The following is a 22,745-nucleotide window of genomic DNA, read 5'->3' on the forward strand; positions in this document are numbered from 1 at the left end:
ACCACTGCGTCTTGCTCGACAATCAAAAGACAATTGAGAGGCTAGGACTTTTGTCCCAGCCTCTGTCTTCATTTGCTTATAAACTAGACCAAACACTTTCCAAGATATTGGTCTGCTCACGGCCTGGGCCTACTGAGAAGGTCGAAATGCGGACTCCAACCAGTTCACTGACACGGCGAACATAATTGCGGGCATTTTCTGGCAGGTCTTCTAGGCTGCGGACACCAGTGATATTTTCTGACCAACCTGGCAATTCTTCATAGATTGGCTTGCAGCGCTTGAGCTGCTCCAGACTTGCTGGGTAATGGTCGATACGCTCTCCATCTAGGTCGTAGGCCACACAGATTTTGACTGTATCCAGACCACTCAAAACGTCAATGGAATTGAGAGAAAGATTGGTAATCCCTGACACGCGGCGGCTGTGGCGCATAACAACGGAGTCAAACCAGCCCACCCGACGCGGACGGCCAGTCGTTGTGCCGTATTCATGACCCACTTCGCGAATGCGATCGCCCACTTCATCAAAAAGCTCTGTTGGGAATGGCCCATCACCGACACGGCTAGTATAGGCCTTGCAGACACCAACTACCTTGTCAATCTTGCTTGGACCAACACCTGAACCAATCGTCACCCCACCAGCAACTGGGTTAGACGAAGTTACAAACGGATAGGTACCTTGGTCAATATCCAGCATGACGCCTTGAGCCCCTTCAAAGAGGACGCGTTTGCCTTGATCCAGAGCGTCATTGAGGATGACAGATGTGTCAGTCACATACTGCTTGATTTGCTGACCGTATTCATAGTATTCTTCAAAAATATCGTCGATGTTCATGGCTTGGCTATCGTACAATTTCTCAAAGAGGCGGTTTTTCTCAGCTAGATTACGCTCCAAGCGCTCTCTGAAAATGTCTTTATCCAAGAGGTCTGCGATACGGATACCGACACGCGCAGCCTTGTCCATGTAGGCAGGGCCAATTCCCTTGATTGTGGTACCGATTTTATTGTCACCTTTAGCTTCCTCTTGCAGGCGATCCAGCTCGATGTGATAGGGCAGGATGACATGAGCACGGTCTGAAATCCGCAGATTGTCTGTGGTAATGCCTTCCTCATGCAAATAAGTAAGCTCTTTGACCAGAGATTTAGGATTGACCACCATCCCATTTCCAATCACTGAGATTTTTTCTGGGAAGAAAATTCCTGACGGAATCAAGTGCAATTTATATTTTTTCCCGTCGATTACAATTGTATGGCCAGCATTGTCACCGCCCTGATAGCGAGCAATCACTTCAGCATTGGCCGAAAGGAAATCGGTGATTTTCCCTTTCCCTTCATCTCCCCATTGGGTTCCTACAACAACAACTGATGTCATAATTTCGTCTGAGCCGCGAGAGCTCTTCCTTTCTTAATCTACAAGGCAGGAGTTTCACCTGCAAACGTATCTTACACTTCATTATAAGAAAATTTTGAATTTTTTTCAAGATTGAACAGTTTTTAAATTTGGATTTTCACTTTTGAAAGCGAATTATAATTTTTAAAAATTTCTATTTTCCCCCAATAAATAAAGCAGATAAAAAGAAAAGTTCGGAAATTTCGTAGAAACGTAGCGAATAGTTGTTTTCTGACTTTTTTTATAATAGACTGAGGGTACTATATCAAGAACGGAAGAGAATGATGACAATTGATCGGTTATTAGAGAAGCTAGACCCAGCCAGCCCTATCTTACAAGCAACTTTTGGCCTGGAAAGAGAGTCGCTGCGCGTGACAGAAACAGGAAAAATGGCTCAGACTCCCCATCCTAACTGTTTGGGCTCTCGCAATTTTCATCCCTATATCCAGACGGATTTTAGCGAGCAACAGCTAGAATTGATTACGCCTATTGCTCCTTCGACTCGGGAAGTCCGCAGGCTTCTGGGAGCTATTACCGATGTAACCGAGCGCTCCATTTCCAGAGAAGAACTCATGTGGCCCTTATCCATGCCGCCACAAATCCAAGAAGATGAGATTGAGATTGCCCACCTCGAAAATGCCTACGATCTCCGTTACCGCCAAGGTCTAGCAGAAAAGTACGGAAAACGGCTCCAGACCATTTCCGGCATCCACTACAATATCGAGCTAGGGAAAGATTTGATGACTGTGCTATTTGAAGTTAGTGGCTTTGAATCACTAAAAGATTTCAAAAATGCTCTCTATCTCAAATTGGCTCGAAATTTCCTGCGTTTCCGCTGGCTGCTAACCTATCTTTACGGAGCAACTCCTCTGGCAGAAGCTGGATTTTACGATAATCCGCCCGAGGCTCTTGTCCGTTCGCTCCGCAATAGCCATTACGGCTACGCCAATGAGGAACATGTCCATGTTTCATTTAGCTCGCTGGAAAGCTATGTCTCGGACATCGAGTCCTATGTTAAGTCTGGCGACTTAAGTGCAGAAAAGGAATTTTACTCGCCCGTACGCTTTCGCGGTCAAAAACGAAATCGAGATTACCTAGAACAAGGCATTACTTACTTGGAACTGCGCTGTTTCGACCTCAATCCATTTGATGTATTGGGCATCAGTCAGGAAACTTTGGACACAGTCCATCTCTTTCTCTTGGCCCTGTTGTGGCTGGATGATGTGACGGATAGTGATGAGCAGCTACAAGCCGCCTATGCTCTCAACGATGCTATCGCTTTAGCTCCCCCCTTGACTCCTCTACCTGCAGATGCCGATAGTTCCCTCCTTCTCCAAGCTATGGAACATGTGATTCAGCATTTCAATCTCTCTGACGCCTACCGTCAATTGCTAGCGCAAGTCAAGGCTGCACTAGCTGATCCCAAGCTGACTCTGGCAGGCCAATTATTGCCTCATATTGAGAAGAATTTCCTCTTAGCTTTTGGGCTTGCAAAAGCACGGGAATATCGAGATTACGCCTGGACTGCACCCTACGCCCTCAAGGGCTATGAAAAGATGGAGCTTTCCACTCAAATGCTTATGTTTGACGCTCTCCAGAAAGGCCTCCATCTCGAAATCCTAGATGAAAACGACCAATTTCTCAAGCTCTGGCATGGTCCCCATGTAGAGTATGTCAAAAACGGCAATATGACCTCCAAGGATAACTATGTCATCCCTCTGGCCATGGCCAATAAAACAGTCACCAAAAAGATTTTGGCAGCAGCTGACTTTCCTGTCCCTGCTGGATCGGAGTTTTCTTCTCTGGAGGAAGGCTTGACCTATTACCCTTTGATTAAAGACCGACAAATTGTTGTCAAACCCAAGTCAACCAACTTCGGACTGGGCATCTCCATCTTCCAAGAACCGGCTAGTCTGGAATCTTATCGCAAAGCTTTGGAAATTGCTTTTTCAGAAGACGCCGCCGTCTTGGTGGAGGAATTTATCGCTGGAACGGAGTACCGCTTCTTTGTCTTAGACGGTCAATGTGAGGCGGTTCTCTTGCGCGTGGCGGCTAATGTGGTCGGAGACGGCCAGCATACCGTGAGAGAATTGGTTGCCATCAAAAATGACAATCCGCTGCGCGGGCGAGATCATCGCTCACCGCTTGAAATCATTGAACTGGGCGACATTGAACTGCTCATGCTGGATCAGCAAGGCTATGGACCAGACGATATCCTGCCTGCTGGAGTCAAGGTTGACTTGCGGCGCAATTCTAACATTTCTACTGGCGGAGACTCGATTGACGTCACAGACAGCATGCACCCATCTTATAAGGAACTCGCTGCGGACATGGCAAAGGCTATGGGAGCTTGGACCTGTGGCGTTGATCTAATCATCCCTGACAGCTCTGCTATTTCCACAAAGGAAAATCCCAACTGTACCTGCATCGAGCTCAACTTCAATCCTTCTATGTATATGCACACCTATTGTGCTGAGGGGCCGGGACAAAGCATTACTCCTAAAATACTGGCTAAACTTTTCTCAGAAATGGACTGATAAGACGAGAATCGCAGGGGATTCCTTGCGATTTTTGCTTGTCTACTTGCAATAAACAACGAACCTTTCGCTCGACAAACAAGGCTTGCTTTCGTGATAGGAAGCAAATCTCTTTCTTGCTTACGCGAACATTCTCAATAAATCTAAAAACGTATCTGAATACATAAAATCATTGCACTCTTTATCCTTCAAAAATCAGCTTTTATGTTAAAATAGAGATAACATATTGAGTAGAAAGAGAAAGGTTCATGTCGAGGAGAAATGATGATTCTAACCAGCAACCGGAATGGTTTAGCTGGTTTTGGATACTTATATTTGTATTTGGTTCTGGAATAGTGGCCAGTTATCTGCTCCCCATTGCTATTCTGGGAACTATTGGATATGGGATTTATCGTTACCATAACCAGAGAAAAGATCGTATTGAAGCTAAACAAAACAGCATCGGTCGTATTGAATACCTGAAATCAGAGATTGGGCAGGCCGACCGCCGCATTAAAAAATTGGAAAGCTACCAAAAAGATGGCGACCAAGAAAGCTATCAAGATTTAGCTCTACAAATTCTTCCCCAGCTCACCTATATCAAAAATACTGCTAACGACTTACGGGGAGAAATTCCTGCCTCTGTCTACCAGCGAATCCAGACAAAAATTCGTACTGTAACTGCTGAAATCGATGAGCAACTGCAAAAGATAGAACAAGAGAAAAGACAAAAGGAAGCGCAGCCCAAGAAAACTAGCCTAGAAGAACTAGCACCAGAATTAGCTGCTACGGTTCGCAATATTCAGATTGACCATGAGGCCATTCTGCAAAAAATCTCTCAATCCGAAAGCAATAATAAGGAGGAGCTGACTGCCATTCATCAGTCCCAGATGGAGCACTACGAAGATATTTTAGAAGGCTACCTCAAAATCAAAGCTTCTCCCAAAGATTTTTACAATGCTGAGGAGCGGCTAGCCAAGGCCAAAGCAGCCATCGAGCAGTTTGACTTGGACCTAGACGAAGCGCTGCGCCAGCTAAATGAAGCTGATTTGAGGGATTTTGACATTAGCCTGCGTATCTTAGACAAAGAAAAGCAAACAGACCCCGGCTTTTAAGCTAGATAAACCAAAGGAGAAACTATGAGCCTAGAATTTCATTTTGACATTGATAAAATTGCTAACAATGCTATCAGCAAAAGCGACAAAACAACAGAAATCATCGAGGCCAATACGACTCAAGGAAATGGTCAGCTCACTTTTCTAGAAAAGCTGACTCCTGAGCAACAGAGTGCGATTACGGCTAAAGCCCCTCAGCTGGTGGATAATTTCGTATCGGACCAAAATGCCTTGCTGGACTTTGGCCAATCTGCTGTAGAAGAAGTCAACGGTACTGTCAATCGTATCTTAGCCGAGCAGAAAAAATTACAAATTCCCCAGGTAGATGAGCTCTTAAAAAACACTAACAAAGAACTCAATGGCTTTGTCGCAAAATACAAGGATGCTCAAGTAGCAGAATTGGACAAGAAGCCTAATTTTCTGGAAAAACTCTTCAAACAGAGCAAAAACACTCTTCAAGAATTCTATTTCGACTCACAAAATATTGAGCAGAAAATGGACGGCATGGCTGCAACAGTCGTCAAACAAGAAGATGTTCTGGCTCGCAATATTGTTTCTGCTGAAATGCTGATTGAGGACAATACCAAATCGATTGAAAACCTAGTCGGAGTTATTTCCTTTATCGAAGCTGCTCAGCAAGAATCTGGCAATCGAGCGCTCAAGCTGCAGGCTGAAGTCGCTCAGCTAGATATGACAACTGTTGACTATCAAGTCAAATCGCAAGAATTAGCCCGAATGACAGAGGTGGTCAATACCCTAGAGCAGCAACACACTGAATATGTCAGCCGTCTCTATGTGGCTTGGGCAACCACTCCTCAGATGCGCAATCTGGTCAAGGTTTCCTCTGATATGCGCCAAAAGCTTGGAATGCTCCGTCGAAATACTATTCCAACTATGAAACTGTCTATCGCCCAGTTAGGCATTCTCCAGCAATCCATGAAGTCTGGTCAGGTAGCTGACGCCATCTCGAATGCCAATAACGCTGCCCTGCAAATGCTCGCCGAAACGAGCAAGGAAGTCATTCCTCAGCTGGAGCGGATTTCCCAAAGTCCTACTATCGCTGTTGAGTCTGTCACTAAGCTGGCAGAAAGCCTTGTCGCACAAAACCAAGGCATTATCGAAGCTATTGATAAAGGGCGGGAAAAACGCGCTCTGCTAGAAGCCACTGTTATCCAATCTGCAGAGACCATCAACAACTCTGTCAAACTGCGTGATCAAAAGATTATCCAAGCCCTGTTGGACCAAGGCAAGGAAGCCCAGAAAGAATTAACTACGGAATAAGTAAAAGAGCCTAGGTGGCTCTTTTAATGTTTTAGTTTTTAAATGATCAATACAGTCCTGTCTTCCGATTGTCCCTTTAAAACAAGAAACTTTCCAACAGTTCTTTATGGCGCAGCTGGGCTAACCAGTTGTCAGGAATCCCTTCTAAACCATAGATAATACCAGCCAAGCCGCCAGCAACTGCAGCTACTGTATCAGTGTCATCGCCCAAATTAACAGCTTTCAGTACCGTTTCTGAATAGGATGTACTTGTCAGCAGACACCACAGTGCTGCTTCCAAAGTATCCACCACATAGCCGCTAGAGCGAATGTCAGTCTCTGTCAGCTCTGCTAAAGTTTGCAAACGAGCGTAGGTCGGACTAGTCTCTAAATCTGATAGTATTTCCGATAGTTGCTGGCCTCTTAATAGCCTACGAGCAATAGCCACATAAAGCAGGCAGGCCTCTACGGAAGTCGCATGGGCATGTGTAATACTGGAAACATCCTCAATATCAGACGGACTGGCTTCCGTAAAGGCTAGGGGCAGAATCCGCATCAAAGAGCCATTTCCGTTGGAATATTCATCAGATAGACCGTGTCCTCTTGTCAAGGCTTCGCGAGTCGCATTTCCTACATCAAAGGTCAAGCCATCTGGCGTGTAAGCTCCCTCGAAGAGCCAATGTTTAAACCGCTGCTGCATATCGGCAGGGTCAATCTTACCATTTTCCCTAATAGAATCACAGGTCGCCAAAACAAGACTAGTATCATCTGACCATGTCCCAGCTGGCTGTTGATGACTGCCGTATCCAGTCATACCGGTCGCTTCAAAGCTCCCTCTTTCTTGAAATTCATAAGGCACTCCCAAAGCATCCGCCACTGCTAGGCCATAAACAGCTATCTTTAAATCCTGATTCATCAACTCGCTCCTTTCTGTTTTAACTTGATTATAGCACGATTAAAGAAAAAATCTAAAACAAAAACAAGCGCAGTCACGCGCTTGTTTTTCTATTTTGTGTTAAAATAAAATGTATGGACAAAATTATCAAAACTATCTCAGAAAATGGTTCTTTCCGAGCTTATGTGCTGGATAGCACAGAGACGGTTCGGACCGCTCAAGAAAAACATCAAACTCAAGCAAGCTCTACCGTTGCACTTGGCCGCACACTGATTGCCAGTCAAATTTTAGCTGCAAATGAAAAAGGCCAGACCAAGATTACCGTCAAGGTCCTCGGGACCAGCTCACTAGGCGCGATCATCACAGTGGCAGATACCGAGGGCAATGTCAAAGGTTATGTACAGAATCCCGGTGTCGATATTAAAAAGACAGCCACTGGCGAAGTTCTAGTTGGCCCTTTTGTCGGCTCTGGTCAATTTTTGGTTATCACGGACTACGGCACTGGCAATCCCTATAATTCTATGACGCCACTCATCTCTGGTGAAATCGGCGAAGACCTAGCCTTCTACCTGACCGAAAGCCAGCAGACACCTTCCGCAGTTGGCCTCAACGTCCTTTTGGATGAGAATGATAAAGTCAAGGTTGCCGGCGGTTTCTTGTTACAAGTTCTGCCGGGTGCAAAAGAAGCTGAAATCGCACGCTTTGAAAAGCGGATTCAGGAAATGCCTGCTATCTCTAAGCTGTTAGAATCCGAAGACCATATCGAAGCTCTGCTGGCTGCTATCTATGGTGATGAGCCATACAAACGCCTGTCTGAAGAGGAAATCCGCTTCCAGTGCGACTGTAGCAAAGAGCGCTTCATGAATGCCTTGGCTACCCTGCCAAAGGCTGACTTAGAAGAGATGCGTGACCAAGACCACGGAGCTGAAATCATCTGTCAATTCTGCCAGACAGCCTACCACTTTGACCAAAATGACTTGGAGGAACTGATTCGTGACAAATCTTAATACCCCTTTTATGATTGGAAATGTTGAAATTCCCAATCGTACAGTTCTGGCGCCCATGGCTGGTGTAACCAACTCTGCTTTCCGAACCATTGCAAAAGAGCTGGGAGCAGGTCTCGTCGTTATGGAAATGGTCTCTGACAAGGGCATCCAGTACAACAACGAAAAAACCCTCCACATGCTCCACATTGATGAGGGCGAAAATCCTGTCTCTATCCAGCTTTTCGGCAGTGACGAAGACAGCCTAGCCCGCGCAGCGGAATTTATCCAAGAAAACACCAAGACAGATATCGTTGATATCAACATGGGCTGCCCAGTCAACAAAATCGTCAAAAACGAAGCTGGCGCTATGTGGCTCAAGGATCCTGAAAAAATCTATAAAATCATCAACAAGGTCCAGTCCGTTCTGGATATCCCTCTGACAGTCAAGATGCGGACTGGCTGGTCCGACAGCTCACTGGCTGTAGAAAATGCTCTAGCCGCCGAAGCGGCTGGCGTTTCAGCCTTGGCTATGCACGGCCGTACGCGTGAACAGATGTATACCGGTCATGCCGACCTTGAGATCTTGCACAACGTAGCCCAAGCCCTGACAAAGATTCCTTTCATCGCCAACGGTGATATCCGCAGCGTGCAAGACGCCAAGCAGCGTATCGAGGAAGTCGGTGCTGATGCTGTCATGATTGGCCGTGCAGCTATGGGAAATCCCTACCTCTTTAACCAAATCAACCACTACTTTGAAACAGGCGAAGTATTACCCGACTTGACATTTGAGGACAAGATGACGATTGCTTACGAGCATCTCAAACGTTTGATTGACCTTAAAGGAGAGCGCATCGCTGTCCGAGAATTTCGCGGTCTAGCGCCACACTACCTTCGTGGTACTGCTGGAGCAGCTAAGCTCCGAGGCGCTATTTCTCAGGCTGAAAGTCTAGCTGAAATTGAAGAACTCTTGCAAATTCAAAAATAAAAACAAAAGGAAGCCATTTGGACTTCCTTTTCATTATATTTAGTGCTGAGATACCACAACGCTTGTTACTGATCCATCTGCTCCTGTTGTAATCTGCAGATTGGCATTTCCTTGTCCACTTAACTGAGCATTGTATTTTCCGTCATCCAGAGTATAAGAGTAGGACGCAATGGAGTAATTACCAGTCTTTCCATCAGCAGACTGGACTGTAAACTGGCCGTTGCCTGAAACGGTCACCGTGTTTCCGTTGGCATCTTTCCAAGTACCAGCTGCTGCTGAGAAATCTCCATCTACCATGGTCAGAACTCCCTTGTAACGAGCGTTACTTTCTGCCTGTTTATTCTGAAGTTGGCGGTTACTTTCTGGTGCTTGGGCTGGCTGAGTCTGTTGAGTCTGAGTGCTTTGTCGGCCTGAAGCCTGCTGAGGCTGCACTTGTTGGGGCTGACTTACCTCGACAGCTGGCTGTTCTTGACTCGCAGGGATTTCAGCTTGGCCAGACTGGCCAACTGCTCCTGCTGAGGAAGCGCTACTGCTAATCTTAGGGGCACTGCTGATCTTGCTAGATGATGCAGTTTTCGAGCTAGAAGAGGTCTGAACGGTCTTGCTAGAGCTAGTACTTACAGTGCTTTCTTCTTTCTTACCACATGCTCCTAAAAGCAAACTGGAAGCCAGAACCGCAACAGTCATTAATTTTCTATAAGTCCTTGTTTTCATCTTTGTTCTCCTTGTAATAATTTGAAATCCTTTTGTAATATTATTGTAACATTCTAGGTTTGCTTTGTCAATTATTTAGATAAGAGTGTTCCAAATCTTTTCATCTATGCCGAATCACTTCCTTTCAACTTTCTATTCTTGGCATGGTTGATAGGCTTCTACTTATATATTCGTAATTAAAAACGAAAAACAGGACATTTCTATCCTGTCATTCAAATAAATAATCAGCATTCTTTTAGTCTGCTTTTTCTACTTTCAGCTGATCAACTTTTCTCGGTATTTTCTTGGGCACCCGCTTGACTCTAGTCTCCGCTAGGTATTCTCCAAATTTGACCAGAAAATGATAGCTAGTAGATGTCCAGCTTGTCTCTGTCCTTGACAGTGATCGGATTGGCTGCCTTAGGAGCCATTTCTCCGTTAGCCTTGTACATCTAGTTGCCCCCTTGACTTCACCCATTAATGGAAGTAGTAAATCATCTTTTTCTTCGTCCTTGTCAGTCTTCTAGTGCAATACGGATGCTGATTTAGTACTCTTCTACATAGAATCATTAGCCAAAAGGGTTGACAAAAAATGGTTCGGATAAAATGACGAACAAACATAGTCACGCCTTTTTTGCTCAATATTCTCTGGAGCTATCCCATATTCTTATAAGCTGAACAAACCCTTTAAATACTTGATTCTTGCTCAAGTATCCAGTCGAATCATCTCCGTTAGTCCCTGATCTCGGTAAAGCAGATCATTTCTGACTGAAAATCCCAGTTCCTGCCAAAAATGGTTGCCCTGTTCATTCTTTTCAAAAACGACCAGCGATACTTTATGGATACCAAGCTTTTTCACTGCTGACAAGGCCTGTTCAACCAGAGCCTTGCCCACTCCTTTTCTACGAAAATATGGATGGACAGCTGTATGATAAATGTACGCCCGACGTCCATCTGTTCCAACTAGAATAGCACCGATCAAGCTATTGTTCTCCAAGGCAAGCAGACAGGTCTCAGGATTACGCTTCAAAAAGCGAGCAATCCCTTCTTCAGAGTCATCTAGATTATTGAGACCCATACCAGCGCAAGAAACCTACAGCTGGTAAACAGAAGCATAATCCTTTTCTGTCATCACACGAATTTCCATTGCAAACATCCTTCCCTAGGCCACTTCAAACTTGAGCTGGCCAGCCTTGACTCCAACCTTGAGCGTTTGACTCGCCGCCAAATCTCCAGTCAGGAGCAGCTCAGACAACTTGTCCTCTACCTGAGTCTGCAAGGTGCGGCGCAGTGGCCGCGCTCCCATTTCCGGATCATAGCCTTCCTGAGCCAGTAGTTTCAGGGCATTAGCTTGGAATTTAAGCACGATGCCTTGCTCTGCCAGACTCCTAATCAACGGTTGCACCATAATCTTGACTACTTCCTGCATATCCTCAGCAGACAGACTGTGGAAGACCACTTTCTCGTCAATCCGGTTGATAAATTCAGGCCGATAGGTCTTTTTCAATTCTTCCAGAATGCGTTTTTCCATATTGGCCTGATCAAAGCGGATATCACGCGCCCCAAAACCAACCGTCTTATCATCCCGCAGGGCCGTTGCCCCCAGATTGCTGGTCATGATAATGATGGTATTGGAGAAGTCCACCTTGCGACCCTTGCTGTCAGTCAGCTGACCATCATCTAAAACCTGCAAGAGGACATTGAAGATATCTGGGTGAGCCTTTTCCACCTCGTCAAAGAGCAAGACAGAATATGGACGGTTGCGCACCTTTTCCGTCAATTCGCCGCCTTCCTCATAGCCTACATAGCCCGGAGGCGCCCCGTTGAGACGACTCGCTGCGAATTTCTCCATATATTCACTCATGTCAAAGCGAATCAGGGCTGATTCATCATCAAAGAGAACTTCAGCCAAAGCTTTGGCCAGCTCTGTCTTTCCTACCCCTGTTGGTCCCAGAAACATAAAGGAACCAATTGGGCGTTTGCCAGTGCGGATGCCCGACTGATTGCGACGAATAGCTCGGCTGACAGCCGAAACTGCCGCATCCTGTCCAATAACTCGCTTGTGCAGTTCTTTTTCCAAATTGAGATATTTTTTGGCATCTGTCTGAGTTAATTTCTGCACAGGAATACCAGACAAGCGACTGAGAGTCTCTAGGATATCCCCTTCCTCCACCTTGAGCTTGTAAGCGGCAGGCTCCTGCTCTTTTGCCAGTAGCTGGCTGACTTTTTTCAGCTTTCCAGCCATCAAAGCCTGGTCCACAGGCGTCAAATCAGACTGTTTATAATCCTGCGGTCCCTTATTTTGCACAGTTGCACTAGCCTCATCCAAAAGGTCAATGGCAGAGTCTGGCAAATGCTTGCTGGTCAGATAACGATGAGCATACTTGACTGCTGTTTTAATCGCTTGATCGCTGATGACAACCTTGTGGTGATCCTCATAACTCTTTCTCAAGCCCTGCAAAATAGCAATGCTGTCAGCCACAGTAGGCTCTTCAATAGTGACCTTGGCAAAACGCCGAGAAAGGGCTGCGTCTTTTTCGATATGTTTCTGATACTCTTCCTGCGTCGTAGCTCCAACTGTCCGCAAGGTTCCACGAGCCAAGGCTGGTTTTAAAATATTGGCCGCATCCAAGGTCGAATCAATCCCACTGCCAGACCCCATGATGGTATGCAACTCATCGATAAAGAGAATGACATGACCGTCTTCTTCGATATCATTGATGATGTTGTTCATCCGCTCCTCAAAGTCTCCGCGAAAACGAGTTCCAGCAACGACATTCATCAAGTCTAGTTCCAAGACGCGCATCTTAGCAAGTTCTGCCGGAACTTGACCAGCTGCCACGCGTTGAGCCAAGCCCAAAGCCAGAGCCGTCTTACCAACCCCAGCATCTCCAACCAGTACCGGATTGTTTTTAGTCTTGCGACTGAGGATCTGAATCATCCGAGAAATTTCCTCATCCCGTCCGATGACTGGTTCCAAGCGACCAGCCCGAGCTAGCTCTGTCAAATCCCGAGTATAGTCTTCCAGACCACCACTGGTTGAAGGAGGCATGCCCATCATATTCGCCATGGTTTGCTTGACCGCCATCATCCCCTTATTCAGACTGCGGATAGCCTTGATTTCTTCCTTGCCCCAGCCAGCACGTTGTTCTAGGAGCTTGCGAAGATTACTGATTTTCGGACCATTGTTCTTATCATCATAGCTAAAACCAGTAGATTCTAGGACTCTAGCTGCCAATGTTCCCTGATCAAACAGAATAGCTAACAAAACATGCTCGGTCCCTAGACTTTTAGCATGAACAGCCTCGGCAATCTGAGTAGCTTGGGCAAATAGTTCTTCCATTCTGTGAGAAAATGGCAAAAGTTCCAAACGCCCATTCTCCTGATACTTCTGCCCAGTAATCTGCAAAGCAGCTTCCTCAAAATCATCAATCTCCATCGGAAATTCGTTTAAAACGGAACCTGCTACACTGTAAGGATTGTTGGCCAAAGCAATCAGCAAATGCCAAGACTCCAAATAATCCGTATCAAAATGGCCCGCTAAAATCTGAGCCGCCTCCAAACTTTCAATTAAGGCTTTTGAATATTTCATCTGTGGTTACATTCCCTTTCTGTCTAATTGCTGTAAAATTTTCTTCAACATGCGGGCTCGTATGGCTGGTGCATCATTCCCCAACACCAGATCCGAAGCAGTCGCAAGAAGAAGATTCCCCTCACGTTCCGTCATTATCTTCTCATCGAATAACAGCTGGATCACATCTGTAAAAATTTGCTGGCTGATCCGCTCTCCCACATTGTCAAATAAATCGCAGAACATTTGATGCCGATCTGAAAACTCTATCTTGCCAATCCGGATATAACCACCACCACCGCGCTTGCTTTCCACAATGTAACCGCGACTCTCTGTAAAGCGAGTCTTGATAACGTAGTTGATCTGACTGGGAACCACCTGAAAAACATCAGCTAGTTCACTTCGCTTCAGCTCGACAATACCAGCCTGAGCCAGAATGGACTTGATATATTCTTCAATACTGTCTGATGTGTTTTTTGCGCTCATAGCTTGCCTTTCTAGTTTCCTCAGTCGATAAAACAGCTCATCTCAAAACCAAATGTCTAACATTGACTATCTTTGACTTTTATTATACCGAAAATGTTCGGATTTTAAAAGGAAAAGGGCTGAATGAACGTCTAAAAACATTTGATGATTCAAACTAGTAAAAAACGCAAAAAGTATGGGACTCTCAGCTTGCCCAGCCTCCTTACAGATACAGAGAACACAACTTTTACCTGCTCTTCATTACTTGACTTGGTTAGCCTTATCGGCCATATTTGTTGAGCAATGCAGTCAAATAAGCAAAAAGAAAAAACTCAAAAAGATTTTTAAAATCTCTTTGAGAATTTTTAATCTATGCTTGCCAATGTTTAGCAGGGTCAAAAGCCTCTCCTACAATTTCTGAGCTACCTAATTCAATAATCCCACGTTTCTGCGGTGCGTTTGGCAACTGAAGCTCCCGCGGACTGCACATCATACCGAAACTCTTTTCGCCCCGAAGTTCACCAGGAAAAATGAGATTGCCTTTCGGCATCATAGCGCCAGGCAAAGCCACAATCGTCTTGAGACCAACCTTGGCATTAGGGGCACCAGCAACGATTTGAACCGTCTTGTCAGCTGCTACCTGCACCTGACAAATATTAAGGTGGTCACTGTCAGGATGGGCCACCATTTCAAGGATTTCCCCAACAACAAATTTCGGCTCATGGTCATTAATCAGCTCAGCCGCAAAGCCTGCTTCAGTCAACTCTTGGTTGAGAACCGCGACTTGTTCGTCCGTCAGATAAACTTGGCCACAGCCTTCAATATTCATCCGATTAGACACCTGGAAAATATTCCAAGCCACTGTTTGGCCGTTATCCTCCCGATAAACACGCGCAACATTTCCTTTGCGCTCAGCGGTCAGTTTGGCTCCCTGATTATCGGCAGCAATAATCATGAGGACATCTCCGACATACTCTTTGTTGTATGTAAAAATCATTTGTTCCTCCAAAAATACTTTTAAAACTTCTTATAAATTCGCTAAAAAATCATTGATTTGACTCTTGGTCTTGCGGTCGCGATTGACATATCGACCAATTTCTTGCCCATTTTCCAAAACGATTAGACTCGGAATCCCGTAAACATCCCATTTTTGGGCGACAGCCATATACTGATCCCGATCCACCTCAAGAAAAGTAAACTCAGGATTTTCAGCTTCAATTTCCGGCAGGAAGGGCTTGATAAATCGGCAGTCCCCACACCAGTCAGTCGTAAAAAAGAAGACAGTCTTCCCCCTATGCTCTACATAAGAAGCCAGTTCCTCTATGTTTTGGGGAATAATCATCACTCTTCCTCGTAAGTTAGCTGCCCATTCTCATAGACGAAGGTAAAATGGCGGTCATCTTCTAGAACAACTCCTCCGACCATACGACTGTCGGTTGACTCATAAAGCTCCACATAGACTGTTGCGATTGGTCCACGGCTAGAAAAAAAGTCCCGTACAGTCCGAACAATTTCTTCTCTATTGCGTAATCTTTTCTGCTCCTGCACGACCTTAGCAGCTCCAAAAGCCAAGGCGCTAGCTCCCAAAAGGGCTGTTGTGGTTAAAATAATTTTTTTAGCTTTCATGTAGAATATTTTAACACAAAAGAGCAGAGGCGACAAACAATATTATAGATTTCTCATCTTCTTTTAATCCGACCTGTTATTCTCTTTGAAAAAGTGATAAAATAGGGAACAGAAAGAAGGTAAGTTTATGACAACATTATTTTCAAAAATCAAGGAAGTAACAGAGCTTTCTGCTATTTCTGGGCACGAAGGACCTATTCGCAACTATCTGCGGGAAAAAATCACTCCTCACGTTGATGAGGTTGTTACCGACGGTCTAGGTGGCATCTTCGGGGTGCGCCATGCAGAAGCTGAGAATGCTCCCCGCCTTCTGGTTGCGGCTCACATGGACGAGGTTGGCTTTATGATCAGCGAGATTAAGCCGGACGGAACCTTCCGCGTAGTAGAAATCGGTGGCTGGAATCCATTGGTCGTGAGTAGCCAACGCTTCAAACTCTTTACCCGTGAAGGTCGGGAAATCCCTCTTATCTCAGGCTCTGTCCCTCCTCATCTGACGCGTGGTGCTGGCGGACCTGTCATGCCACAGATTGGCGATATTGTCTTTGACGGCGGCTTTGCGGACAAGGCAGAAGCCGAAAGCTATGGTATCCGTCCGGGAGACACGATCGTGCCAGACAGCAAGGCTATTCTCACAGCTAACGGTAAAAATATCATCTCCAAAGCCTGGGACAACCGCTATGGCGTCCTTATGGTCAGCGAATTAGCTCAAGCCTTGTCTGGACAAGAACTAGGTAACCAACTCTATGTCGGCGCCAATGTTCAAGAAGAGGTTGGCCTGCGTGGTGCCCATGCTTCAACAACAAAATTTGCCCCTGAGGTCTTTCTCGCTGTGGATTGCTCCCCAGCAGGCGACATCTATGGCGGTCAAGGAGCTATTGGCGACGGAACGCTGATTCGCTTCTTTGACCCTGGTCATCTCATGCTACCAGCCATGAAGGACTTCCTCCTGACAACCGCAGAGGAAGCTGGTATCAAATATCAATACTACTGCGGCAAAGGTGGAACCGATGCTGGCGCTGCACATCTCCAAAGCGGTGGTGTGCCGTCTACTACGATCGGTGTCTGCGCCCGCTATATCCATTCCCACCAAACTCTCTATGCCATGGATGATTTCCTGCAAGCCCAAGCCTTCCTGCAAGCGCTGGTCAAAAAACTGGATCGCTCAACCGTGGACACGATTACCAACTATTAACGATTGATCACCCATTCGGGTGATTTTTCTATAAACTGAAGATCATCTTTGCAAGTTTTCTACCTTCAAAACCCAAAAATCTCTAATCTTTTGTTATAATTTTTAGCGGAGGTAAAAACAAACATGGAAAAAATTGCTTTTGATTCTGAGAAATACTTAAACCTGCAGCGCGACCATATCTTGGAGCGCATTAATCAATTTGAGGGCAAATTGTACATGGAATTCGGTGGTAAAATGCTGGAAGACTTCCATGCTGCCCGCGTCCTGCCAGGCTATGAACCGGACAATAAAATCAGACTGCTCAAAGAACTCAAGGACCAAGTGGAGATTGTCATTGCTATCAATGCCAATAATATTGAGCACTCGAAAGCCCGTGGTGACTTGGGCATTTCCTATGATCAGGAAGTTCTGCGCCTCATTGATACCTTTAATGAGCTGGATATTTATGTAGGCTCAGTGGTCATCACCCAGTATGCCGGCCAGCCAGCAGCCGACCTCTTCCGCAGTCAGCTAGAAAGGAACGGAGTTGACTCCTACATCCACTACCCAATCAAAGGCTATCCTACCGATATAGACCATATCATCTCGCCTGAAGGTATGGGCAAGAACGACTATATCAAGACCAGTCGTAATCTGGTCGTGGTGACCGCACCTGGTCCTGGTTCTGGTAAATTGGCTACTTGCTTGTCCAATATGTACCACGACCAAATCAACGGCATCAAGTCAGGCTATGCCAAGTTTGAAACCTTCCCAGTTTGGAATCTGCCCCTGCATCATCCAGTCAACTTAGCATACGAAGCCGCTACAGCCGACCTCGACGACGTCAACATGATTGACCCTTTCCACCTGCAAACCTACGGAAAAACCACCGTCAACTACAACCGTGATATCGAAATTTTCCCAGTCCTTAAGCGCATGCTAGAACGTATCCTTGGAAAATCGCCTTATGCATCCCCAACGGATATGGGCGTCAATATGCTCGGCTTTGCCATTGTAGATAATGACGCTGCTATCGAGGCTTCCCAGCAAGAAATCATCCGCCGCTACTACCAAACTATTCTGGACTTCAAGGCGGAGCGGGTCTCTGAATCTGCTATCAAGAAAATCCAACTCTTGATGAACGACTTGGGCATCACACCGCTGGATCGGAAAGTAACCGTGGCTGCGCGTGCCAAGGCTGAAAGCACTGGTGACCCCGCTCTGGCTTTAGAATTGCCAAACGGTGAAATCGTAACCGGTAAGACCTCTGAGCTTTTTGGCCCTACAGCTGCTGTCTTGATTAATGCCATTAAGAAATTAGCCAACATCTCTAAAGAGACCAAGCTGATTGAGCCTGAGTATGTCAAACCAATCCAAGGCCTGAAAATCAATCATTTGGGCAGCCGCAATCCACGCCTCCACTCCAATGAAATCTTGATGGCTCTGGCTATCACAGCCATGGAAAATCAAGATGCCGCACACGCTATGCAGCAGTTGGGCAACCTCAAGGGCAGCGAAGCTCATTCGACCGTGATGCTGACGGATGAAGACAAGAATGTCCTGCGCAAACTGGGCATCCATATCACCATGGATCCAGTTTATCAGTATGACCGTCTCTATAGAAAATAAGAATAGGCACTCGCCAAACAGGTGCCCCGCACAAGAATCATCAATCCTATGAAAACCAGCGCCTCAAAACGCTGGTTTTTTTACTGCATTTAACTGGTAATCACTCCATTTATATGTTAAGTGCTTCTATGCTTTTAGTGACGAAAGCACCTCCTAAAGCATTGCGGTCTATCATCTGAAAACAAAAGCAGTCTACATAATCGGAGAAAAAACAAAAACTACAGAATGATTGTCAAATCTTGATCTCTTTCAAGTTTTACATTCTTCTGTAGTTTTATGTATACTATTTTAAAAAATTATTTTTATAGATTACATCATGCCGCCCATCATGCTTGGATCCATAGCTGGTGCTGCTGGCGCAGGTTCTGGTTTATTGGCCACAACAGCTTCCGTTGTCAAAATCAAGCTAGCAACTGAAGCGGCATTTTGCAGGGCTGAGCGCGTCACCTTAACTGGGTCAATAATCCCAGCTTCAATCATGTTGACCCATTCGCCAGTCGCTGCATTAAAGCCTGTACCTGCTTCAGAGTTTTTCAGGCGGTCAATGACGATTGAGCCTTCGAATCCTGCATTCAGAGCGATTTGACGGACAGGTTCTTCCAAAGCACGGAGGACGATGTTACGGCCAGTCGCTTCATCACCTGTTAATTCAAGGGCAGCTACTGCACCCAATACGCTGACAAAGGCTGTACCCCCACCAGACACAATTCCTTCTTCCACTGCGGCACGGGTTGCGTTAAGGGCATCTTCAATGCGGAGTTTCATTTCTTTGAGTTCGGTTTCGGTTGCAGCTCCGACCTTAATCACCGCAACACCACCGGACAATTTAGCCAGACGTTCTTGCAGTTTTTCCTTATCAAATTCAGAAGTTGTGCTTTCGATTTGTGATTTGATAACCACCACACGATTGGCAATGGCTTCAGGATTGCCAGATCCTTCCACAATCACGGTGCTGTCCTTGTCAACAGTGACTTTGGAAGCTTGTCCAAGTGCTTCAATGGTCGCATCTTTGAGCTCCAGACCAAGGTCTTCTGTAATCACTGTACCGCCTGTCAAGATGGCAATGTCTTCTAGCATAGCCTTGCGACGGTCACCGAAACCTGGTGCTTTAACAGCCACTACATTGAAGGTACCACGAATCTTGTTAAGAACCAATGTTGGCAAAGCTTCACCATCCACATCATCTGCAATAATCAAGAGCGGACGGTTGGTTTTCAAAATACTTTCCAACAATGGCAGAATTTCTTGAATGTTAGAAATTTTCTTGTCTGTAATCAAGATATAAGGGTTGTCCAGATCAGCCACCATTTTTTCACTATCCGTCACCATGTATTGAGACAGGTAGCCACGGTCAAACTGCATTCCTTCTACAACATCCAGCTCTGTTTCCATACCTTTGGACTCTTCGATGGTGATAACGCCATCGTTGCCAACTTTTTCCATAGCTTCAGAGATGTACTCGCCGACTTTCTCGCTACGAGAAGAAACGGCAGCAACCTGAGCAATCGCTTCTTTGTTAGAAACCGGAATCGCCGTTTCTTTCAGAGCGCTGACAGCAGTCGCAACTGCTGCTTCAATCCCGCGGCGGATACCAATTGGGTTGGCACCAGCAGTTACGTTTTTGATGCCTTCGCGAACAATAGCTTGGGTAAGAACAGTAGCAGTCGTTGTTCCGTCTCCAGCAATATCATTGGTTTTTGAAGCCACTTCTGATACCAACTTAGCACCCATATTTTCAAAATGGTCTTCCAATTCGATTTCTTTGGCAATAGTCACACCGTCATTGGTGATGAGGGGGGAACCAAAAGATTTTTCCAAAACAACATTGCGACCTTTAGGACCCAAGGTTACCTTGACAGTATCTGCTAAAATATCCACACCACGAACCATTGCACTGCGTGCATCTGATGAAAATTTAATATCTTTTGCCATTTTTAAACCTCTTTCTTAGATTTTTACTCCACAATTGCAAGAATGCTTGCCTCTCCAACGATTAGGAATTTCTCATCCTGATCTTTAACTTCAATGCCAGCATGGCTTTCAACTAAAACCTTATCACCTGGCTTGACACTCGGTGCGACCAGGTCTCCGTTTAGCGTACGGATCCCTTGGCCGACTGCGATGACTGTCGCCTCTTTTGTCGCGTCCTGCCCTGCACCAGCAATGACAAAGCCACCAACTTTCTGTTCTTTTTCTTCTACTTTTAAGACCACACGGTCACCTAACGGTTTTAACATGCTTTTCCTCCAAAGATTGAATTTTAGCACTCTATCTATATGAGTGCTAATCTATAGTTAATATTGTATCACTTGGTCAGAAATAGTCAAGAAAAAAACTTTGCCAAATGACAAAGTTTTTTTGGGGGAAAGTTAAATGGAAACCTTATTGAGCTAACCTCAGCTTCTCTTCAAAATCATCAATGACCTTTTGTAAATTCAGTCTACCCTTGTAGATGCCATAGCCAAAAACTAGCATGGCAAGGATTCCCAAAATAGCCAAGATAACACCGATGATGAACAGAAGCAGATTGGTTCGATGAAAGAGATAGATCAGGACAAAACCGATACTGGCAATGGTGAAGAAGAGACTAAACCAGCGTCCGAGATTTTCAATCATATGCTTTTGGTATCGAATTTCTGTTTCATAGCCTTGAATCAATTCCTGTTCTGTCATGATTTTTCCTCTTTTTCTTAATATTGGAGACCTGGGTTAAAGAAGCCTGCCAGTACTCCAAGGAAGGCGATAACAACTAGAATGAGCATCACTTTGATTGGAGAAAGGTTCTTCTTAGCCATGAGCCACCAGCAAAATACGATAAAGACAGCTGTCAAGAGGCCTGGATAAACACCGTCCAATTTATCTTGCAGGACAAGGTAAGGCTCTTTTTCACCCGGATTGGTCAATTGAAAGGCAGTTTTGATTGGTACCCAAGTTGCTGCAACGGCACCGATAACCATCCCGCCGACAATCCCAACAGATTTACGGATAGCTTGGCCTTGTTCTCCCACTAGGAATTCAACGGCCTTATCTCCCAGTTCATAACCTTTAAAGTAAGCAAAACGCATACCGAAATAAGCCAGCAGGTTCCAAACTAGGATATAGAAGATGGCACCGATCGGTGAGCCTCCATTTGAAAGCCCCATTGAGATCCCCAAAATAACTGGAATCAGGGTCCCAACGACCAGAGAGTCACCGATACCGGCAACCGGCCCCATCAAGCCAGCCCGAAGTCCGTTGATGGTTTCGTCATTTACTGCTTCTGCACCATTAGCACGCGCTTCTTCCAAACCAGCTGTGATCCCAACGACCAGAGTACCCAGCTGAGGTTCTGTGTTGAAGAAGGCTGTATAAGTGTGCATAGAACGTGCTTGCTCTTCTTTCGTATCGTACAATTCTTCCACGATTGGCAGCATAGAGGTCAAGTAACCAAAAGTCTGCATGTGCTCTTGAGAGAAGCAGGTCAGGTGACCATAGTACCAGTGGTGGAATGATTTGGTCAATGTTTTTTTAGATATTTTTTTAGTTGCCATCTTAGATATCCTCCTCGTCATCATCGTCAAAATCACCTACTGCCACAGCACTGGCTTTGGCATTTTTCGCCATCTGTACTTCATAGAAGAGCAGAGCAAAGATCAGTGATACAACTGCACTAGACACAAGGTTGAGGCCAAGTGAGGCAGCCAAGGTAAAGCCAACGAAGAATGGGACAAAGTCTGTCACTTTTTCAACGATTTGTTTCAAGAGAATCGCAATACCGACACATGGAAGGAGAGAACCGACTGTGAAGAGGGTTTTCATTGGCAGACCATCCATTGGGAGGGCATCTTTCAGAGCTGTAACGGCATCAGCACCGTAACGGCAAAGAATCAGAGTTGGCAAGAAAGAGAAGAGGAAGTGGGAAACCCATGGAAGGTACCAGTCAACTGCATACAATTTTTTGTATTCTCCCTGTTCGACTGCTTTCCAGCCCATGTGCTGCCATACCAAGTTCATCGTCGCTGTTCCGTAGAAGAGAACCGTTCCCAACGTACCCACCAGCACACCCATTGATTTTGCAAAGTCAGCAGCCTGCTGAGCATCTGAAATCCCTTGTGACTTGATCGCAACCATTGCCAAAGGAATACCGATGTAAGAAACTGCACGGACATCAGCCGAAACAGTACCGCCAGGTGTTACCAGCGCGATATACACCAACTGCATGGCTACCCCACAGATAATACCGAGACTCACATCTCCTAAAATCAAACCACATACGAGTCCCCCGACAAGCGGACGTCCAAGTGTATAGTTACCAATACTTGAGCCACCCATACCCGGCATAGAAGACAAACTAGCAAAGATACCGAGTATTGCGGCTTGCAACCAAGAAATTGTCATAATCTTTCTCCTTTAAGTAAGATTGAGCAGTCGCAGGCACCCAGTTCTAACTCCCTCAAACAGTCCTTG

At 45.6% G+C, this 22,745-nt stretch carries 20 protein-coding genes and 3 pseudogenes; 7 read left to right on the forward strand and 16 right to left on the reverse strand.

The window, feature by feature from the left end; translation table 11 throughout:
* Positions 1–76: 76 nt before the first annotated feature.
* Positions 77–1,369 carry an adenylosuccinate synthase gene (locus tag SSIN_RS03200; protein ID WP_037615686.1) on the reverse strand — a complete coding sequence of 431 codons (1,293 nt, stop codon included), beginning with the start codon at positions 1,367–1,369 and terminating at the stop codon, positions 77–79.
* 302 nt (positions 1,370–1,671) lie between these two features.
* On the opposite strand from SSIN_RS03200, the gene gshAB reads away from it, so the two are divergent.
* The 3 genes from gshAB (at position 1,672) to SSIN_RS03215 (ending at position 6,299) form a co-directional block, all read left to right on the forward strand.
* On the forward strand, positions 1,672–3,924 hold the full coding sequence (gene gshAB, locus SSIN_RS03205) for a bifunctional glutamate--cysteine ligase GshA/glutathione synthetase GshB (protein WP_037615688.1): 2,253 nt from the start codon (positions 1,672–1,674) through the stop codon (positions 3,922–3,924).
* 248 nt (positions 3,925–4,172) lie between these two features.
* Entirely contained in the window at positions 4,173–5,018 is an 846-nt protein-coding gene (locus SSIN_RS03210) for a membrane protein (protein WP_037615690.1), read from the forward strand.
* A gap of 24 nt (positions 5,019–5,042) precedes the next feature.
* The gene (locus SSIN_RS03215; RefSeq protein ID WP_037615692.1) at positions 5,043–6,299 is read left to right on the forward strand and encodes a toxic anion resistance protein; all 1,257 of its coding nucleotides are present in this window, start codon (positions 5,043–5,045) and stop codon (positions 6,297–6,299) included.
* A 76-nt stretch (positions 6,300–6,375) separates the two neighbouring features.
* Here SSIN_RS03215 and SSIN_RS03220 read toward each other — a convergent pair whose 3' ends face one another.
* Positions 6,376–7,194, reverse strand: coding sequence for an ADP-ribosylglycohydrolase family protein (locus tag SSIN_RS03220; RefSeq protein ID WP_037615693.1), 819 nt, complete (start codon positions 7,192–7,194; stop codon positions 6,376–6,378).
* A 113-nt stretch (positions 7,195–7,307) separates the two neighbouring features.
* Between SSIN_RS03220 and hslO the strand changes: the two genes are divergently transcribed.
* Both hslO and dusB read left to right on the forward strand, forming a co-directional pair.
* A complete protein-coding gene (gene hslO, locus SSIN_RS03225) occupies positions 7,308–8,180 on the forward strand; it encodes an Hsp33 family molecular chaperone HslO (protein WP_037615695.1) in 873 nt (290 codons plus the stop codon).
* On the forward strand, positions 8,167–9,144 hold the full coding sequence (gene dusB, locus SSIN_RS03230) for a tRNA dihydrouridine synthase DusB (protein WP_037615698.1): 978 nt from the start codon (positions 8,167–8,169) through the stop codon (positions 9,142–9,144). Before hslO ends, dusB begins: the two co-directional genes overlap by 14 nt.
* Before the next feature lie 39 nt (positions 9,145–9,183).
* On the opposite strand, the gene SSIN_RS03235 is transcribed toward dusB, so the two are convergent.
* From SSIN_RS03235 to SSIN_RS03265, 9 genes and pseudogenes are all read right to left on the reverse strand, one after another.
* The gene (locus SSIN_RS03235) at positions 9,184–9,858 is read right to left on the reverse strand and encodes a DUF6287 domain-containing protein (protein WP_037615701.1); all 675 of its coding nucleotides are present in this window, start codon (positions 9,856–9,858) and stop codon (positions 9,184–9,186) included.
* A gap of 235 nt (positions 9,859–10,093) precedes the next feature.
* Positions 10,094–10,207, reverse strand: a pseudogene (locus tag SSIN_RS10890) (NUDIX domain-containing protein); the annotation flags it as partial.
* A pseudogene (locus SSIN_RS11135) lies at positions 10,206–10,289 on the reverse strand (DUF4430 domain-containing protein); the annotation flags it as partial. The pseudogenes SSIN_RS10890 and SSIN_RS11135, both read right to left, overlap by 2 nt.
* Before the next feature lie 254 nt (positions 10,290–10,543).
* Positions 10,544–10,984, reverse strand: a pseudogene (locus SSIN_RS03240) (GNAT family N-acetyltransferase).
* A gap of 15 nt (positions 10,985–10,999) precedes the next feature.
* Positions 11,000–13,429 carry an ATP-dependent Clp protease ATP-binding subunit gene (locus tag SSIN_RS03245; RefSeq protein ID WP_037615704.1) on the reverse strand — a complete coding sequence of 810 codons (2,430 nt, stop codon included), beginning with the start codon at positions 13,427–13,429 and terminating at the stop codon, positions 11,000–11,002.
* Between the two features lie 6 nt (positions 13,430–13,435).
* Positions 13,436–13,894: a CtsR family transcriptional regulator gene (locus tag SSIN_RS03250; protein WP_037615706.1), complete on the reverse strand. Its 459-nt coding sequence runs from the start codon at positions 13,892–13,894 to the stop codon at positions 13,436–13,438.
* 349 nt (positions 13,895–14,243) lie between these two features.
* Positions 14,244–14,870, reverse strand: coding sequence for a YtpR family tRNA-binding protein (gene ytpR, locus SSIN_RS03255; RefSeq protein WP_037615709.1), 627 nt, complete (start codon positions 14,868–14,870; stop codon positions 14,244–14,246).
* A gap of 30 nt (positions 14,871–14,900) precedes the next feature.
* Positions 14,901–15,215, reverse strand: a complete 315-nt coding sequence (locus SSIN_RS03260) for a thioredoxin family protein (protein WP_037615712.1) — start codon at positions 15,213–15,215, stop codon at positions 14,901–14,903.
* On the reverse strand, positions 15,215–15,499 hold the full coding sequence (locus tag SSIN_RS03265) for a DUF4651 domain-containing protein (protein ID WP_037615715.1): 285 nt from the start codon (positions 15,497–15,499) through the stop codon (positions 15,215–15,217). Before SSIN_RS03265 ends, SSIN_RS03260 begins: the two co-directional genes overlap by 1 nt.
* A 127-nt stretch (positions 15,500–15,626) precedes the next feature.
* On the opposite strand from SSIN_RS03265, the gene pepA reads away from it, so the two are divergent.
* A complete protein-coding gene (gene pepA, locus SSIN_RS03270; RefSeq protein WP_037615718.1) occupies positions 15,627–16,691 on the forward strand; it encodes a glutamyl aminopeptidase in 1,065 nt (354 codons plus the stop codon).
* Positions 16,692–16,814: 123 nt separating this feature from the next.
* The gene (locus tag SSIN_RS03275) at positions 16,815–18,299 is read left to right on the forward strand and encodes a DUF1846 domain-containing protein (protein WP_037615720.1); all 1,485 of its coding nucleotides are present in this window, start codon (positions 16,815–16,817) and stop codon (positions 18,297–18,299) included.
* A gap of 309 nt (positions 18,300–18,608) precedes the next feature.
* Here the strand turns inward: SSIN_RS03275 and groL are convergent, their stop codons facing one another.
* The 5 genes from groL to SSIN_RS03300 form a co-directional block, all read right to left on the reverse strand.
* On the reverse strand, positions 18,609–20,231 hold the full coding sequence (gene groL, locus SSIN_RS03280) for a chaperonin GroEL (RefSeq protein WP_037615723.1): 1,623 nt from the start codon (positions 20,229–20,231) through the stop codon (positions 18,609–18,611).
* Between the two features lie 23 nt (positions 20,232–20,254).
* Positions 20,255–20,536: a co-chaperone GroES gene (gene groES, locus SSIN_RS03285; RefSeq protein WP_037615725.1), complete on the reverse strand. Its 282-nt coding sequence runs from the start codon at positions 20,534–20,536 to the stop codon at positions 20,255–20,257.
* Positions 20,537–20,681: 145 nt separating this feature from the next.
* Positions 20,682–20,972, reverse strand: coding sequence for a hypothetical protein (locus SSIN_RS03290; RefSeq protein ID WP_037615727.1), 291 nt, complete (start codon positions 20,970–20,972; stop codon positions 20,682–20,684).
* Between the two features lie 17 nt (positions 20,973–20,989).
* Positions 20,990–21,829 (reverse strand): PTS system mannose/fructose/sorbose family transporter subunit IID, encoded by an 840-nt coding sequence (locus SSIN_RS03295; protein WP_037615729.1) that lies wholly within the window; start codon positions 21,827–21,829, stop codon positions 20,990–20,992.
* A 1-nt stretch (position 21,830) separates the two neighbouring features.
* The gene (locus SSIN_RS03300; RefSeq protein ID WP_037615732.1) at positions 21,831–22,676 is read right to left on the reverse strand and encodes a PTS mannose/fructose/sorbose/N-acetylgalactosamine transporter subunit IIC; all 846 of its coding nucleotides are present in this window, start codon (positions 22,674–22,676) and stop codon (positions 21,831–21,833) included.
* Positions 22,677–22,745: the final 69 nt, after the last annotated feature.

This window comes from Streptococcus sinensis, from assembly GCF_000767835.1.
Lineage (GTDB): Bacteria > Bacillota > Bacilli > Lactobacillales > Streptococcaceae > Streptococcus > Streptococcus sinensis.